Raw genomic sequence first — 16992 nt, forward strand, 5'->3', positions numbered from 1 at the left:
TCATGAGAAAGAACCGCATCGTACGTGTCCTGGTCACCCTCGCCCTTGTTGCCGCGGCAATTGGGGGCATTGCCGCCGTACTCCAGAAAAATAAGCAGAAGAACGCCGCCAAGACGGCCATCGTTTCGCAAGCGGGCTCCGACGTGGCCGTGCGGGTAAGTACCGTGCAGCGCCGCCAGCTCGAGGCTGCCTTCAACGTCAACGGCAACTTCGCGCCCGCGCAGCAGGTGAATCTTGCCTCCGAGAACGCCGGCCGCGTGACGCGCGTGCTGGTGGATGAAGGCTCCTTTGTGCGCACCGGCCAGACCCTCGCCGTTATCGAGATGGACCAGCTCAATATCGATGTCGAGAGCGCGGAAGCGGCTTACCAGAGCGCCCTGCGCGACCAGCAGCGCTTCGAGAACGCTATCAAGAGCGGCGGTGTGACGCAGCAGCAGGTGGACCAGGTGCGCCTGCAGGCCACTACGGCCAAGTCGCGCCTCGAGCAGGCCCGCATCCGCGCCGGCAACTCGAGCGTGCGCTCCTCCATCTCCGGCATTGTGAACAAGCGCATGGTGGAGCCCGGCATGGTGGTGAACCCCGGCACGGCCCTCTTCGAGCTCGTGGACGTATCGCGCCTCAAGCTCGCCGTAACGGTGAACGAGACGCAGGTAGCCGCCCTCAAGGTCGGCGCGCCGGTGCAGGTGAAGGCGTCGGTGTTTCCCGACCGCTCCTTTACCGGCAACGTCACCTTCATCGCGCCAAAAGCCGACGCCGCGCTCAACTTCCCCGTAGAAATAACATTGGCCGCCAACCCCGGCAACGTGCTCCGCGCCGGTATGTACGGCACCGCCCTTTTCGACTTCCCGCAGCGCGCGCCTTCGCTGGTGGTGCCCCGTACGGCCTTTGTGGGCAGCACGGCCTCCAACCAGGTGTTCGTGCTCGATAGCAGCAACGTAGCGCGCCTCCGCCCCGTGGTGGCCGGTCGCACCATCGGTGAAGAGGTCGAGATCCTCCAGGGCCTGAACGAAGGCGACGTGGTGATCACGAGCGGCCAGATCAACCTGCGCGACGGCTCTAAGGTGGCGCCATTGAAGTAGGTTTTCTATTTGCCGGAGAGCGGTTGCTGTGAAGCGGGCGCGAAGCGTCATTGCGAGCGCAGCAAAGCAAACTCCGGAAAGCGCGCAATGCTCGAAATCGTGTGTGATCTGAGCACAGAGATCGCATTAGTCTTCTAACAGTCTGCGTAACGCAGGTGATGTCCCGAATCTCGGGACGCTGCGCTCGCAATGATGCCCTACGGCGTCGAGGGCAACGCAATAGCACTAAAACGGAAAGAAATGAAAATTGCAGAACTATCGATCAAGCGGCCTACGCTGGTGATCGTACTCTTTGTCGTATTAATACTGGGTGGCGTCCTGAGCTATACCTCGCTCGGCTACGAGCTGCTGCCCAAGTTCTCACCCTCCGTGGTGTCGGTGGTGTCGGTATACCCCGGCGCCTCGCCCTCCGAGGTGGAGAACACCGTGACCAAGAAGGTGGAAGAAGCGGTATCGGCGATGGAAAACATCAAGAAGCTCGAGGCCCGCTCCTTTGAAAGCGTCTCGATCGTGACCATCACGCTCAAGAGCGGCTCCGACGTGGACTATGCCCTCAACGATGCGCAGCGCCGCGTAAACGGCATCCTCAAGGACCTGCCCGAAGACCTCGACCCGCCTACGCTCAATAAATTCTCGCTCGACGACCTGCCGGTGATGACCATCTCGGCCATGGCGAAGCTGGATGAGGCTGCCTTCTACGACCTCATCGACCAGCGCGTGGCGCCCACGATGTCGCGGGTGCAGGGCGTGGCCCAGGTGAACCTCGTGGGCGGCCAGGAGCGCGAGATCCAGGTGTCGATCGACGCGAACCGGCTCCAGGGCTACGGCCTCACGCTCCTGCAGGTGCAGCAGGCGGTGCTTTCCTCCAACCTCGACTTCCCTACCGGCTCGCTGCAAACCCGCGACCGCGACATCCTCATCCGCCTGTCGGGTAAGTTCCGCACGGTGGACGAGCTGCGCAACCTCGTGGTGGCCACGACGCCGGCTGGAGCGCAGGTGCGCCTCATCGACGTGGCCGACGTGCAGGATGCTTCCAAGGATGTGGAGAAGATCGCCCGCGTGAACCAGCAGGCCTCCATCGCGCTGCAGGTGATCAAGCAGTCGGACGCCAACGGCGTGGCCGTGAGCGAGCAGATGCGCGCCGAGCTGCTGAAGCTGCAGCAGGACTATGCCAAAAGCGGCCTCACGCTCACCGTGGCCAACGACGCCTCCACCTATACGCTGCAGTCGGCCGACGCCGTGATCCATGACCTGATCCTCGCCATCGTGCTCGTAGCCTTCGTGATGCTGTTCTTCCTGCATTCGATCCGCAACGCGCTTATCGTGATGGTGGCCATCCCGGCCTCGCTCATCGCCACCTTTATCGGGATGAGCCTGCTCGGGTATACGCTCAACCTGATGTCGCTGCTCGGTCTCTCGCTGGTGGTGGGTATCCTTGTTGACGATGCCATCGTAGTACTCGAGAACATCTACCGGCACATGGAGATGGGCAAGAACCGCGTGCGCGCGGCCTACGACGCTACGAAGGAGATCGGCTTCACGGTGACCTCCATCACCCTCGTCATCGTAGTGGTGTTCATCCCGATCGCGCTTTCCACCGGGCTTGCGGCTGATATCCTGAAGCAGTTCTGTGTGACGGTGTCCATCGCCACGCTGCTTTCGCTGCTGTCGTCGTTCACGATCGTGCCCTGGCTCTCCTCGCGCTTCGGCCGCCTTGAGAAGATCACCGGCAAGACCTTCTTCGGCCGCATCATCGTATCGTTTGAGCGCGGGCTGAACCGCTTTACCAATTGGGTAACGGGCCTGCTGAAGTGGTCGCTCGCGCACAAGAAGACGACGCTGGCCCTCGTATTCGGCCTGCTGGTGGCTTCGTTCTGGCTCGTAGGCGCCGGCTTCGTAGGTGCCGAGTTCTTTGCGAAGAGCGACCGCGGCGAGTTCCTCGTGCAGGTGGAGCTTCCGAAGGATGCGTCCATCGAACGCACCAACGCCCTGGTGCAGACCGCCGAGAAATACTTGCAGCAAAAGCCGGAAGTAACGCGCCTCATCACCACCGTGGGCCAGTCGAGCGACGGTATGGGCGCGAGCCAGTCGACGCCGTATAAAGCGGAGATCGGCGTGCAGCTCGTAGCGAAGCAGAAACGTACCGACGACTCCTATGTATATGCCGCTAAGGTGAAGCGGGAACTCGAGCCCCTGCTGGTGGGCGCCAAGGTGAAGACGGTTCCCGTATCGATCCTCGGCTCGGCCGAGCAGGCACCGATCGCCCTCATCGTCACGGCTCCCGACCTTGATAGTGCCATGGTGTTCGCGAATGCCGCGATGGACCAGCTCCGCACCGTGGCCGGCGCCACCGAGATGCGCCTCTCCGTGGAAACGGGAAACCCTGAAGTGAGCGTGCAGGTGGACCGCGATAAGATGGCGGCCCTCGGCCTCAACCTCTCTACGGTGGGTGCCACCATGCAGACGGCCTTCAGTGGAAATACGAACGGCAAGTTCCGCCAGGGCGAGAACGAGTACGACATCAATGTGCGCTACGGCTCCTTCAACCGCCAGAGCGCGGAGGACGTGGGCAATTTGCAGTTCATCAACAATGGGGGGCAGGCAATCCGCCTCTCGCAGTTCGCTACGATCAAGGAAGGCTCCGGCCCGAGCCAGCTCGACCGCCGCGATAAGAGCGCCTCGGTAACGGTGCAGGCGCAGTCGGTGGGCCGCCCCACGGGCTCCATCGCCGCCGAGTGGCAAACCAAGTTCCAGGACCTGAAAGCGCCCACCGGCGTACGCTGGGTGTGGGGCGGCGATATGGAGAACCAGTCGGAGGGCTTCGGCTCGATGGGCATCGCGCTGTTGGCGGCCATCACGCTCGTGTACCTCATCCTGGTGGCGCTGTACAACTCCTTCGTGTACCCGCTGGTGGTGCTGTTCTCGATCCCGCTCGCCATCGTGGGCGCCTTCCTGGCGCTGGCGCTGACGAACAACTCGCTCAACATCTTCACCATCCTCGGCCTCATCATGCTGATCGGCCTCGTAGCCAAGAACGCGATCATCCTCGTGGACTTCACCAACCAGCGGAAGGCGGAGGGCGCCTCTACCTACGATGCGCTCATCGACGCCAACCACGCGCGCCTGCGCCCGATCCTGATGACGACGATCGCGATGGTGATCGGTATGTTGCCCATCGCGCTGGCCTCCGGCGCGGGTGCCGAGTGGAAGAACGGCCTGGCCTGGGTCATCATCGGCGGCCTGGTGTCGTCGCTCTTCCTGACGCTGGTAGTGGTGCCGGTGATGTACGCCATCTTCGACAAGCTGATCACGAAGGTCAACCGCGGCAGGAAGCCCCGGCCGATCAGCCAGTTGATGGTGGAAGACTATACGCCGCACCCGATCCATGAGCGGGAACTCGATCCTTCGCATGTATAACAAACCGCTTCCTATGAATGGCTATGATCCGGAAGGCGTTGCTGATAGATGAAGAACACCGGAGCGGGGAGCGAAAGCTTCCCGCTTCGCATTTAGAGAAAGAGCGCGGATGGCACGGATCTTCCCGGGTACTGATCCGTATTTGTCCATAAGATCCGCGCCATCCCTGTTCTTGCGCAGTCAGGGCGGCTGCCGGAACAACAAACGGCAAACAGCAAACTTCAAACTATCTTCACCGCCGATATGTTCCAGGACCTAAAGCTCGACAAGCGCCTCCTGCGCGCCCTCGAAGAGCGTGGCTTTACGCAGCCCACGCCCATCCAGGCAAAAGTGTTTTCCGTGGTGATGAGCGGTGCCGACGTGTGCGGCATTGCACAGACCGGTACGGGCAAGACGATCGCCTACCTGCTGCCGCTGCTCAACCAGTGGAAATACGATAAGCTGCGCGACCCACAGATCCTGGTGCTGGTGCCCACACGCGAACTCGTACTGCAGGTGACGGAGGAAGTGCAGCAGTTGTGCACCTACCTCGGCGCCACAGTGATGGGCATCTGGGGTGGCGTCAATATCAACACCCAGAAACTCCAGCTGGAGCAGGGCTACGACGTGCTCGTGGCCACGCCCGGCCGCTTTTTCGACCTGGCGATGGCCGGCGCCTTCAAGGTGCGTTCGGTCAGAAAGCTGGTGATCGACGAGGTAGACGAGATGCTGCACCTCGGGTTTCGCGCGCAGCTGAAGAACATCCTCGACCTGCTGCCGCCCCGCCGGCAAAACCTGCTCTTTTCCGCCACCCTTATCGAAGAGGTGGAAGCACTCTTCGATGAGTATTTCGGCGAGTTGAAGCGCGTAGAGGCCGCGCCCGCAGGCACGCCCGTGGAGCAGGTGACACAGCGGGCCTACGAAGTGCCCAATTTCCATACGAAGGTGAACCTGTTGAAGCTATTGCTGAAGGAGGACGAATCGATGGAGCGCGTGGTGGTGTTCACTGCCTCCCGCAAGATGGCCGATACGCTGCACGAGCTCATCGAGCCGGAGTTTCCCGGCACCGTGGGCCTCATACATTCCAACAAGGAGCAGAACCACCGCTTCAATACCGTGGCGCGCTTTAAGGACGGCACCTACCGCGTGCTGATCGCTACCGACATCGTGGCCCGCGGTATCGACATCACGGGGGTTACGCACGTGGTCAACTTCGACCTGCCGGAGCTGCCGGAACACTACATCCACCGCATCGGCCGCACGGGCCGCGCCGAGGAGCGCGGAACCGCGCTCACCTTCGTTACCGGGCGCGATGCAGAAACCCGCTCGGCGCTCGAGGCCTTCCTGGGCGGCCCGCTTCAGTTGCTGGCCCTGCCGGAAGGACTCGAAATCTCCGAGGTGCTCACCGACGAAGAGCAACCGAAGGTGTATATGAAGGAGCTGTCGGCGGCACCGAAAAAGAAAGAAGAGGGCGGCGCTGCCTTCCACGAGAAATCGGCCAAGAACCAGAAGGTGAACAAAGTGATCTCGCGCAAGGACCGGATGATGCAGAAATACGGGAAGCCGATCAAGCGCGGGGCGAAGAAGAAGCGGTAACTCAAAAGGCAACATTCAAAAGCTTTGGTGCGGCATGTTTTCGGCACTTACATTTCTTCTGTGGCAACGCGTTCGGCGCGATGAGCTCATCCGGATGTTCGCCCAGCGCTATCGTTCAGAGCATATGCAGCCTGATTGAAGGTAACCGGCCATAGGAAAGATCCCGGAGAAACCTTTTTGAATTTTTACTTTTTACTTTTGAATTCCATGTCCAACGATCCCCTTCACGGCAAGACCCTACAGGTCATCCTCGAGCACCTCGTGGCCACCTATGGCTGGGAAGGCCTGGCGGCGCGTATCAACGTCAACTGTTTCAAAAAGGACCCCAGCATCAAGTCTAGCCTGACCTTTCTGCGCAAGACGCCCTGGGCGCGCACGAAGGTGGAGGAACTCTATGTCCGGAGTTTGTGATCCTGCCTGCGGCAGGAAGTGCAGGCGCAGATACGGCGGCACTTCGCAGCTTTCCTTCCTGGCGGCCGCAAGCGGCCTTGCTTTTTTACAGGTGGACGCGGGTTTCACGCAGAGGCGCAAAGGTGCGGGTACGCCAAGGCAGGTTCCTACCTGCGTCAGGAATAAAGCACACGGCGGTACAACGACACAGCGAATACCGTTGTCGATCCTAAACCTCTATGACCTGCGCCTTTGCGTCTTGGCCTCTCGGCAGCCTGTCGCGCCAACGGCGGAATGAAACCCGCGTCCCGCTTTTACGAATGCCAGCCGCTTGCGGCGGTAAATAGGAGCATGCGATCTATCCTCCAGGATGCCCGCGTCCACCCCGATATTTGTGGTTCGCCCTAATCTCCGACTATGAAGTTATTTCCGCTCTGTCTCCTGCTTGGTCTCGCCACTTCCGCCTGTGCCCAGGGCCCCGTTAAAGTAACCGTGCGGCAAAACAAAGGTTCATACAGCTTGCTTCGCGATGGCCAGCCCTATTACGTGAAAGGCGCCGGCGGCTCCGCTTATCCCGGTCGCATCAAGGCCTATGGCGGCAACTCCATCCGCACCTGGGGCACCCGCGGAGCGCGGCAGGTGCTCGACTCGGCACAGAAGTACGGCCTCACGGTGCTGCTCGGTCTCGACGTTGCTCGTGAGCGGCACGGCTTCGACTATAACGATACCGCCGCCGTACGGAAACAGCTCGAGCGGCTGCGCGGAGAAGTGCTGCAGTACAAGGACCATCCCGCGCTGCTGGCCTGGGGCATCGGCAACGAGCTCAACCTCCAGTACACGAACCCTAAAGTGTGGAACGCGGTGAACGACATCTCGAAGATGATCCACGCCCTCGACCCGAATCATCCCACCACCACGGTGCTGGCCGGTATTTCGAAGCCCGTGGCCGACTATGTGAAGGAGCGCTGTACCGACATCGACCTGCTTTCCATCAATGCCTATGGCGAGCTTGCTTCGCTGCCCGAGACCATCGCCCGCGTTGGGTGGACCGGCGCCTACCTCGTAACCGAATGGGGACCCACCGGGCACTGGGAGTGCCTGCAGACGGCCTGGAAACAGCCGATCGAGGAAACGAGTTCCGAGAAGGCTGCGGTATACCGTAGCCGGTATTTATACGGGATCGCCAGCGACCGCGCAAAGTGTCTTGGCTCCTATGTATTTCTCTGGGGACAGAAGCAGGAGCGGACGCCCACGTGGTACGGACTCTTTACCGAGAAAGGAGAGGAGACCGAGGTGACCGACGCTATGCAGTATCTCTGGAGCGGCCGCTGGCCGCGCAACCACGCGCCGCACCTCTTTTCGATGGAGCTCGACGGCCGCCGCGCCGACGAAAGCATCTACCTGAAGCCGGGGCAGGCCTACCGCGTGCAAGCCGCCGCCACCGACCCAGACGGCGACCGGCTGCAGTACCGTTGGGAGCTGCTGCCCGAAGTGGTGAAGGTGAGCGAGGGCGGCGATCATGAAGACCGCCCGAAGGCGACGGCTTCGCCCTTCCGGATCCAGCACCCGGGAGCCGTGCTGCTGACGGTGCCCACGAAGCCGGGGGCCTACCGCGTGTTCGTGTACGCATCGGATGGAAAGAACAAGGTGGCGACGGCCAATATTCCGTTCTTTGTACAGGACGGAGGTCAGCCCGCTGGTCGATGAACGTAGCGACAATACGCACAGAAAAAAGCCCTCGGATCGGAGGGCTTTGTTCTGTGCGTAAGCAGCGGTATCGGAGCGTTACTTGCTCACCTGCGCCGGGCGCACCTCGATCTTGCTGGGTAGCGTGCGCGGGTTCATGTTGAGCAGGTCGACCACCATTTGCCCGATGTCTTCCGGCTGGATCTTCCAGGCGTCGGCCTCGTTCGGTGTGTGGTTGTTGAAATGCGTGGCCACGGAGCCCGGCATGATGGTGGTGACCTTGATGCCGTGCTTGCGCAGGTCGAGCATGATGGCCTGTGTGAAGCCGACGAGTCCGAACTTGCTGGCATTGTAGGCCGCCCCATTTTCGAAGAAGTTGGCTCCGGCGAGCGAGGCGATGGTGATGATATAGCCTTTTGAAGCCTTCAATCCCTCCACGCCTGCCTTCACGCTGTTGAAGACACCCGTGAGGTTGGTGTCGATCGTTTCGTGCCACTGCTCTTCGGAAAGGCTGTCGATGGGCGCGAAATGGCCTACGCCGGCATTGGCTACGAGCACGTCGAGCGAGCCGAAGCGCTCCGTAACGGCCCTGATGGCGGCCTGCTCGGATGCGAGCGAGCTTACGTCGGATTGCAGGGCCAGCACCCGCTCCGGGTTGCCGAGCGTACGGGCCGCTTCGTCGGCGGCTTCCTGGCTGCGGCTGGTGAAGGCGACTTTCATGCCCGCATCGAGCAGGGATTGGGCGATGCCGAGGCCGATGCCTTTACTGCCACCGGTGATATAGGCTACTTTGTTGTTCATGGTTTCCTGTTTTTTGGTGATGCCCGGAGGGCCGGGGCAAAGCTAGGGGCGGGCCAGCCAGGTCGGGCGGCGTCGGGCAGCTCATGCCCCCGAACGGCGGCTAGCGACGTCCCAGGGCTACTTCGGTCTTGATGATGGCTGCGGCGAGTATCAGTCCGACATCGGCGCTGTCCAGCTCCGGGAAGGGGAGGGGCAGGGGTGGGTCGGCAGGGAAGTCGGCAAGGTCGAGGCGCCACCAGCCCACGCGCTGCCAGGCGCCGAGCTTGTAGCCGATGTGCTCGAACACCGTAAAGGGCAGGAAGCCAAGCCGCTCGTGGAGGCGCACGCTCGGGTCGTTGGGCAGCGTGATGAGGGCGAAGAGGGAGCGAAAGCCCTGGACGCGCAGGAGGTCGAAGAGGGCGGCATAGAGCGGGCGGGCGATGCCTTTGCCATGGAAGGCGTCGTGCAGGTAGATGGAGCAGAGGGCGGCCCATTGGTAGGCGGCGCGCTCGTTGTAGGGCGCGGCGTAGGCGTACCCGGCTACCTGCCCGTCGACCACGCACACCAGCCAGGGATAGGTGGCGAGGCAGCGTTCGATGCGGGCGGCAAATTCGGCAACGGACGGCACGTCGGCTTCGAACGTGATGGCGGTATCCTCGATATAGGGGCGGTAGATGGCGAGGCAGGCGGCGGCATCGGCGGGTGTGGCAGGGCGGATCAGGACTTCGGGGGCCTTCATGGGCGCAAAGTAGCCCAAAGGCGGCAAAATTTGTTTTTCCGGAATGGCGGCAATCCTTATTTTTGCAGCCCTTTCCGCTACGGCTAACGTTCTGGCGGACAGTTGCCGAGGTAGCTCAGCTGGTTAGAGCATCGGATTCATAACCCGAAGGTCGGCAGTTCAAGTCTGCTCCTCGGTACAAAGCCCTGACACCTTCGTCGGGGCTTTTACTTTCAAAGAGCTGCCTCGGATTCAGATCCCGGCAGCACCGTCGGTACCACCGCTCGGGTCGGCCCGGGAACCCGTACCCTGGCCCTCATATCGAAAAAAAACAAAGCCAGGCCATTCGTACCGGGCCTGTATTTTCTGTTGCTATCCGCCGCAGCGGGCGATGCTGCCGGCAGCCAGGCTGGCCGAACCATACCCCGGGGGCATAGTTGTTGCGGACAGGAGCACAAACGCATCTTTGAACCCCTATATCCTGATCCTCATCGTGGTTGGCCTTGCTGCCCTGGGCATGGCCTGGATGCCTGCGTTTACCAAGGCCACCAAGATCTCGTACAGCATCCTGTACGTGGCCCTGGGGGCACTCATCTACTCAACGCTCAGCGGCTTCCTTCCTTTGCCCGACCCGATCGCCTACAACAAGGCAACGCTCCGCCTCACCGAGATCGTGGTCATCATCTCGCTCATGGGCTCGGGGCTGAAGATCGACCGCCCGTTCTCCTTCCGCAACTGGAAGGTCCCCCTCCGGTTGGTCAGCATCACCATGCTGCTGTCGATAGCGGCGGTGGCGGCGGTGGGCTACTATTGGCTGGGCTTTTCCCCGGCGGCTGCCCTGTTGCTGGGCGCCGTGCTGGCCCCCACCGACCCGGTGCTGGCCGCCGATGTGCAGGTAGGCGCGCCCGGCGAAGGCGACCATACGCACTCCAAGGTGGCCCTGACGGCCGAAGCGGGCATGAACGATGGTACCGCCTTCCCGTTCACCTGGCTGGCCGTACTGATGGCGACCGGCGGGCTGGAAGAAAAGGGCTGGACCGGATGGCTGCAGTACGAGCTGCTCTATAAACTGGCGGCGGGCGTGTTGCTGGGCTGGCTGTTGGGCCGGATCCTCGGCTGGCTGTTTTTCCGGTTGCCCGAAATGGTGGATGGCGCGAAGGTGCGGGATGGATTCGTTGCGTTGTGCTGCACCTTGCTGGTATACGGCATCACGGAGGCCGCGCACGGCTACGGGTTCATTGCCGTGTTCGTGACCGCCGTTACCCTGCGGGGCGTGGAGCGGCACCACAAGATGCACAAGACCCTGCATGCGTTCACCGACCAGATCGAGCGCCTCCTCGTGTGCATCGTGCTGCTGCTGTTCGGCGGCAGCCTCGTGGCGGGATTGCTGGAGGACCTGACCTGGCCGCTCGCGGGCGCCGCGATCTCGTTCGTGCTGGTACTGCGGCCGGTCATCGGCGCACTCAGCCTCTGGGGTACCGGCATGCACTGGAAGGAAAAGCTGACCATCGGATTCTTCGGCATCAAGGGCATCGGCTCGTTCTATTACCTGGCCTTCGCGGTGATGGAAGCCACCTTCGCCGAACGCGGGCAGCTGTGGGCCGTAACCGGGTTCACTGTGTTGCTTTCCATCATCGTGCATGGCCTCACGGCAACATCGGTGATGAGCCGCATGGTGATCAAGTTCCATGACGCTCAACTGGAATCGCCGCCGGAACCCGCCGCAAAGGCCTGACGCCGGCGACCGGGGCAATGATCCGCCGGCCGTGTTTCGGGCGGGCCTGGTCCTCCCGTTGCGGCTGAGGCGCTCCCTGTGGGTACCGGTATTCGCCCCATTGCTCCAACAGGGCCGCGGCGGTCGTATCATTTTGCCCGTTCGGTTTTTTTGACCCACCTTTATGAGGCTCGGTTGTAGGAATACGGCATTGCACGGGCGCCTTCTCCACCAAACACCCACAACGCAAATGCTACCAAAACCTTTCCGTCGCATACTAGCTCCGGGCATGCTGCTGGCTGCCGCTTTGATGGCCGGCTCGCTCCCGGCCCGCGCCCAGCAGCTTTCCAACCGGGGCCGGGACTTCTGGGTCGGTTACGGCCACCACCAGTACATGGAGCCCGGTCAGAACAACAGCCAGGAAATGGTGCTGTACCTCAGCGCCGAGCAGGCGGCCAACGTTACGGTTACCATCAAGGGCGCCAGCACCACGTCTGTCCTGAATTACAGCATTCCGGCCAACAGCACGATCACAACGGCTGCGATCCCGAAACAGGGAAGCACCGATGCCCGGCTCGTGTCGCCCCCGGTGGCCTTTGGCGGCAACGGTGGCGAAGGAATATTCGCGCGCTCGATCCGCATCCAGAGCGATGTGCCCATCGTGGCCTATGCCCATATCTACGCCACGGTGTCGTCGGGCGCCACGCTGCTGCTGCCGTCGGACGCCTGGAGCTATTCGTATACCTCGATGAACAGCGAGCAGGTGAACGCCGGCGGCCCGGCTTTTTCGTGGTTGTACGTAGTGGCGAAGGAAGACAGCACCGTGGTACAGATCATGCCCTCGGTGGCCACCCGGCTGGGCAAGCCTGCCGGCCAGACCTTTACCGTAACGCTCAATAAGGGCGAGATCTACCAGCTGCTCGGGCAGGCCGATGCGTCCGGCAACGGCGGACAGCTCACCGGCAGCACCGTGCGCTCGGTCACCAACAGCCTCGGGGCAAGGCATCCGATCGCAGTATTCTCGGGCAGCTCGCGCACCCAGGGCGAAACGGCCTGCGGCGCCACCTCCGGCCGCGACAACGACATCCAGCAATCGCTGCCCGCAAACGCCTGGGGCACCCGTTACCTTACCGCTCCCTTCTCGGCCGCCACCGCCTCTACGCTACTGCCTGCCAGTTCCCAGACGAGCGTTTACAAGATCGTGCCGCGCTGGCCCAACACCACGGTGCGGCGCAACGGAACGATCCTGACCCCCACCAGCCCCACCGGCTGGTACAGCTTCACCAGCAACCAACCCGAGCTGATCGAATCCGATCAGCCGGTCATGGTGGGCCAGTTCATGTCGGGCGGATCGGCCTGCAACGCAGGCTCCGTCGGCGACCCGGAGATGATCTTCCTGACACCTCTCGACCAGGGCATCCGATCGGCCCGGTTTTTCCGCAACAACAGCCAGGCCATCGCCGCCAATTATGTAACCGTCATTCTTCCCGCCGCCGGGCTCGCCTCGCTGCGCATCGACGGCAGCGCGGCCCTTGACCACAGCTACGACCACCCGCGCCTCCCCGGTTACAAGGTGGCGATCAAGGGCTGGACGGCCGCGCAGGCATCCGTACAAATACAATCCGACTCCGCCTTCACGGCACTGACCTATGGCCTGGGCTCTGCCGAGAGCTACGGCTATAACGTCGGGATGCTCGTGCGTAACCTCGACGCCCAATCCGCGCTCCGCACGGCCACCGGTACGGTCACCACCAACACCACGGTCCGAGCCGGTGAGGCCTTCCGCTTTGCGCTGCAATCGCCGCTGCGCCTGGGCAGCATCACCTGGCGCGCCAGCGCAGTGCCCGGCCTGAGCCCCGTAACCGACAATACCGTCAGCAATCCCGTTCCTGCCGATTCCGTGATCATCAACGGACGGACCTGGTACACCTTCCTGAGCGACAGCTCCTACACGCCGTCGCTGACCGGTAATTATACGGTGCCCGTGGGCTATGCCCACCCGTTGCTCGAGGGCACGCAAAGCGACACGCTGGCCTTCCCGCTGACTGTTATCGCCGGCGTAGCCACGGCCCTCAACGACCTGCGGCCCGTGGATCCGGCGGCCTTCGATGCCGCCAACCTCTCGCTGAGCCCCAACCCGGCACGCACGGAGGTCCGGATCCGGTTCACCGGCCGCCACAGCGGGCAATTGAGCGCCACGCTGATCAGCAAGGTGGGCGCTGCTACCGGCCGCTCCATTTCCTTTACGGGCAACACGGCTACACTCGATGTCGGCGGGCTCGCGTCCGGTACCTACATCCTCGTGCTGCGCGATGCCCGCACGGGGCGCAGCGTGCAGCGGCAGCTTATAAAATTGTAACGGGAGCGAAGGGTAGCGATACGCTAGGCCCGTCTGCGGGGCCCGGGAAGAGCAGGCTTGCCGAACCGTCGCTTGCTCTTTTTTTGCTCTTTCCTGGGAACGGCGACGCATTCCCGCCAAAATGCCAAGGCTGCACGCGCCGGAGCACGTACTTTCAGGGTGAAAACCGGGACGCCCGATGCACTTTCACTTCTCGTTCTATAGCTCCTTCCTGCTGCTGTTCTTCCTGCAGGCACTGCTCTTTGCCGCGCTGCTGCTGCGCAAGGGAAAGGCCGAAGGGCAGCCCGCGTACTACTGGCTGGCCGCCTTCCTGGTCGCGGGTTGCCTCTATATCGCGCCCTGGATGCTCGGGCATGCCGGCTGGTACAGCCAGCAGCCCTACCGCGACCTGCTCTTTTACCTGCCGCTGCAGCACCGCTTCCTCATCGGCCCCCTGCTCTATGGCTATACCCGCTGCCTGTTGAACCCCGAGGCTGCCTTCCGCAGGCGGGACCTCCTGCACTTCCTCCCGGCGGCGCTGTATATCGGCTACAGCTGCGTCATGTTCGTGACCGACAAGCTCGTGCTCGGGCGCCCTTGGTTCTATGCCGACGGGCACGACCGCGACCTGGACACCTGGTACGCCGTGGCCGGCATGGTGTCGATGGGGGGTTACCTCTGGGCTGCTTACCGCTACTACCGGGTATACCGGCGCCTGCTGCTGGAGTCGGTGAGCGATGCCGGCAACGCCGTTTTTTCCTGGATCCGCAAGTATCTCCTGGCCTTCGGCGCCGTACAGGCCATCGGCCTGGCCGTGTTCCTGATCTGGCCCGGCTGGGGTGGCTTTACGTTCAAGTGGTGGTCCTTCCTGGCCTTTGCGGTGCTGCTATACTATATTGGCCTCAACGCGCTGATGAGCCGGGAGCGGACCGTACTCCGGTTTGCCGCCGAAGGGGAGGGATACCGCGTGGTGCCGCTCCACGGGAACGGCACCGAGGAGCCGGGCTTCCTGCTGCCCGCCACCGACCCCGAGCCGGAGCCGCCCGACCCGGAGCTGCTTGCCTGGAAAGGCCGCCTGCTCGACCTCATGGTTTCGGCTGCCCCTTACCGCGACCCCGAGCTCAACCTCGGCGCCCTGGCCCGCCTCCTGGGAACCAATACGGCAACGCTGTCGCGCACCATCAACCGCGGCTTCGGGGTCAACTTCAACGACTTTGTGAATCATTACCGGGTGCGTGCCGTACTCGAAGCCCTGGCGGCGGGCGAGCAGGAGCAGCAGACCCTGCTCGGCATCGCCTTCGACTCGGGGTTCAATTCCAAGAATACCTTCAACCGGGCCTTCCGCAAGCACACCGGCCATGCGCCCAGTGAATATAACGCCGTGCGCCCCGGCAGCATGCGTGTACTCTCGCTGGAAAAGGTGGGGTCAGATCATAAATCGGGGCGACCGGAAGGCAGCGGTGGCGCCATCTTGCCCTAAAATCACTTCATGCTTCGAATCCTGACCTCGCTTCTTCTGTTGCTGCTCGTCTCCGGTGCGAACGCCCAGGGCGGTACCCCGGCGTCCCGCAAAAAGGCCGTCGAGAACGGGCTGATGCCCTTTACCCCCGTGCGTGGCTTCCCGGGCTGGAACCTCCCGGCGCGCATGGCCGAATACAAGGTGCCGGGCCTCTCCATCGCCGTCATCGACAATTATAACATCGACTGGACCGCGTCGTACGGGCTGGCAGATACGGTGCGCCGGGTGCCGGTAGGGCGTGAGACGATGTTCTCGGCCGGATCCATCAGCAAGCTCGTGGCCGCCGTGTTGGTGCACCGGCAGGTAGAGCGCGGGCGGATGCACCCCGACACCCCCGTAAACCACTACCTGCGCAGCTGGAAGCTGCCGCCCAACCAATGGAACAAGGAAGTGACAGTCCGGATGCTGCTGAGCCATACGGGCGGTGCCTCCCAATCCGCCTATTGGGGCTACCTGCCCGATAAGTCGCCCCTGCCTACGGTGGTGCAGATACTGAGTGGCGCTCCCGGGACCGACTGCAACCCGGTGATCGTAAACAGCGAGCCGGGCGCGGGCTTCCGTTATTCGGGCGGGGGCATGATGGTATTGCAGTTGGCGCTCACCGACCTCCTCGGAAAAGACTTCGAGCGCATCGCGCAGGAGGAGCTGTTCCGGCCCCTCGGCATGCGCCACTCCACCTTTGCGCAGCCGCTGCCGGCTTCATTTCAGAAGAAAGCGTCGGGAGCCTATTCCGCGGCGCCCTGGTTCAAGGGTGTGCCCTATGTGTACCCGCAAGGGGCGGCCGCCGGACTTTATACGACTGCAACCGATCTCGCGCTATTGCTGATCGAGCTGCAACGCTGCGCTGCCGGCAAGGGCCGGCTCCTGAAGCGGGAAACAGTGCAGGCGATGGTCAGCCCCGCCGCCCCGATCAGCGAGGGCGCCTACCGCGAGTCGATGGGGCTGGGGGCCTTCCTGCTCGAGCGCACGGACAATAAGAGCCCGGATGGAAAGTATTTCGAGCACCAGGGCGTTAATGCCGGGTTTACGGCCTTTGCCATCGGCTCGGTCACCGGCGGCAAGGGCGTCGTGATCCTGATGAATACGGGCGACGACTTCAACGGCCTCGGCACCGAGCTGCGGCGCTCCGTGGCGCGGGCATATGGCTGGACGAACTTCCTCCCCGACGAAGTGCTGCCGGTGACACTGCCCGGCGCCTTGCTCGACAGCTACTGCGGCCGCTACCGGAAAGGCACCGACGAAGTGGTGGCCTTTACCCGCGAAGGCGATTACCTCGTGGAGCGCATCAACGGCGGACGGCCCATCTACAGCTTCCCCACGGGGCGCGACACGTTGCTGCTGACCGACTTCGGGGTGCCGGGCTACTTCCTGCGCGACAGCTCCGGCGCGGTGCGCGCCTTCCGAACGGCCTTCCAAACCGGGGCGCAGGCGATGCCGCGGATGGCGTCCGGTGAGCGAACCCCGTCCGAGTTGCTTGCGGAGGGACGTTATGCCGAGGCAAAGGTGGTCTTTGCCGCACTGAACGAAAATGAGTATGCGCAGACCTACCGCATCTGGGAGCGGCTGAACCGGCGCGACGTCGACACCGGGGCCGCGGAAGCACTCCTCGAGGTAGCGCTCGCGCAGCACCCGCGCTCGGCAGTGGTATGGCTGCGGCAGGGCGACCTGCGTTGGCTGCAGGGACGGAGGGAAGATGCCCGCGCGGCCTGGCGCACGGCGCTGGACATCGACCCGAAGCAGCAGGAAGCACTGGAGAAGTTGGGGCGCTAACGGTGC

General features: G+C 62.9%; 11 protein-coding genes and 1 tRNA gene. 10 read left to right on the forward strand and 2 right to left on the reverse strand.

Annotated features, from left to right (window positions below; translation table 11 throughout):
• Positions 1-2: 2 nt before the first annotated feature.
• The 5 genes from ABD937_RS06920 (at position 3) to ABD937_RS06940 (ending at position 8168) form a co-directional block, all read left to right on the forward strand.
• The gene (locus ABD937_RS06920; protein WP_345254559.1) at positions 3-1079 is read left to right on the forward strand and encodes an efflux RND transporter periplasmic adaptor subunit; all 1077 of its coding nucleotides are present in this window, start codon (positions 3-5) and stop codon (positions 1077-1079) included.
• A gap of 240 nt (positions 1080-1319) precedes the next feature.
• Positions 1320-4496: an efflux RND transporter permease subunit gene (locus ABD937_RS06925; protein ID WP_345254561.1), complete on the forward strand. Its 3177-nt coding sequence runs from the start codon at positions 1320-1322 to the stop codon at positions 4494-4496.
• A 243-nt stretch (positions 4497-4739) separates the two neighbouring features.
• The gene (locus ABD937_RS06930) at positions 4740-6071 is read left to right on the forward strand and encodes a DEAD/DEAH box helicase (RefSeq protein ID WP_345254563.1); all 1332 of its coding nucleotides are present in this window, start codon (positions 4740-4742) and stop codon (positions 6069-6071) included.
• 207 nt (positions 6072-6278) lie between these two features.
• The gene (locus tag ABD937_RS06935; RefSeq protein WP_425185805.1) at positions 6279-6482 is read left to right on the forward strand and encodes a VF530 family protein; all 204 of its coding nucleotides are present in this window, start codon (positions 6279-6281) and stop codon (positions 6480-6482) included.
• A gap of 396 nt (positions 6483-6878) precedes the next feature.
• Positions 6879-8168, forward strand: a complete 1290-nt coding sequence (locus ABD937_RS06940) for a glycoside hydrolase family 2 TIM barrel-domain containing protein (protein WP_345254567.1) — start codon at positions 6879-6881, stop codon at positions 8166-8168.
• Between the two features lie 78 nt (positions 8169-8246).
• Here ABD937_RS06940 and ABD937_RS06945 read toward each other — a convergent pair whose 3' ends face one another.
• Together ABD937_RS06945 and ABD937_RS06950 are read right to left on the reverse strand one after the other, a co-directional pair.
• Positions 8247-8948 carry an SDR family oxidoreductase gene (locus ABD937_RS06945; RefSeq protein ID WP_345254569.1) on the reverse strand — a complete coding sequence of 234 codons (702 nt, stop codon included), beginning with the start codon at positions 8946-8948 and terminating at the stop codon, positions 8247-8249.
• A 100-nt stretch (positions 8949-9048) separates the two neighbouring features.
• Entirely contained in the window at positions 9049-9666 is a 618-nt protein-coding gene (locus tag ABD937_RS06950; protein ID WP_345254570.1) for a GNAT family N-acetyltransferase, read from the reverse strand.
• Between the two features lie 104 nt (positions 9667-9770).
• Here ABD937_RS06950 and ABD937_RS06955 point away from each other — a divergent pair.
• The 5 genes from ABD937_RS06955 to ABD937_RS06975 all read left to right on the forward strand — a co-directional run bounded on the left by ABD937_RS06955 (position 9771) and on the right by ABD937_RS06975 (position 16986).
• Positions 9771-9844, forward strand: a tRNA-Met gene (locus ABD937_RS06955).
• 267 nt (positions 9845-10111) lie between these two features.
• Complete coding sequence (locus ABD937_RS06960; RefSeq protein WP_345254572.1) at positions 10112-11380, forward strand: cation:proton antiporter; 1269 nt, start codon at positions 10112-10114, stop codon at positions 11378-11380.
• Positions 11381-11648: 268 nt separating this feature from the next.
• Entirely contained in the window at positions 11649-13718 is a 2070-nt protein-coding gene (locus ABD937_RS06965; RefSeq protein WP_345254574.1) for a T9SS type A sorting domain-containing protein, read from the forward strand.
• Between the two features lie 178 nt (positions 13719-13896).
• Positions 13897-15177, forward strand: coding sequence for an AraC family transcriptional regulator (locus tag ABD937_RS06970; protein ID WP_345254576.1), 1281 nt, complete (start codon positions 13897-13899; stop codon positions 15175-15177).
• A gap of 9 nt (positions 15178-15186) precedes the next feature.
• Complete coding sequence (locus ABD937_RS06975) at positions 15187-16986, forward strand: serine hydrolase domain-containing protein (RefSeq protein WP_345254578.1); 1800 nt, start codon at positions 15187-15189, stop codon at positions 16984-16986.
• Positions 16987-16992 lie beyond the last annotated feature (6 nt).

It is taken from the genome of Flaviaestuariibacter amylovorans, from assembly GCF_039541815.1.
GTDB lineage: Bacteria > Bacteroidota > Bacteroidia > Chitinophagales > Chitinophagaceae > Flavisolibacter > Flavisolibacter amylovorans.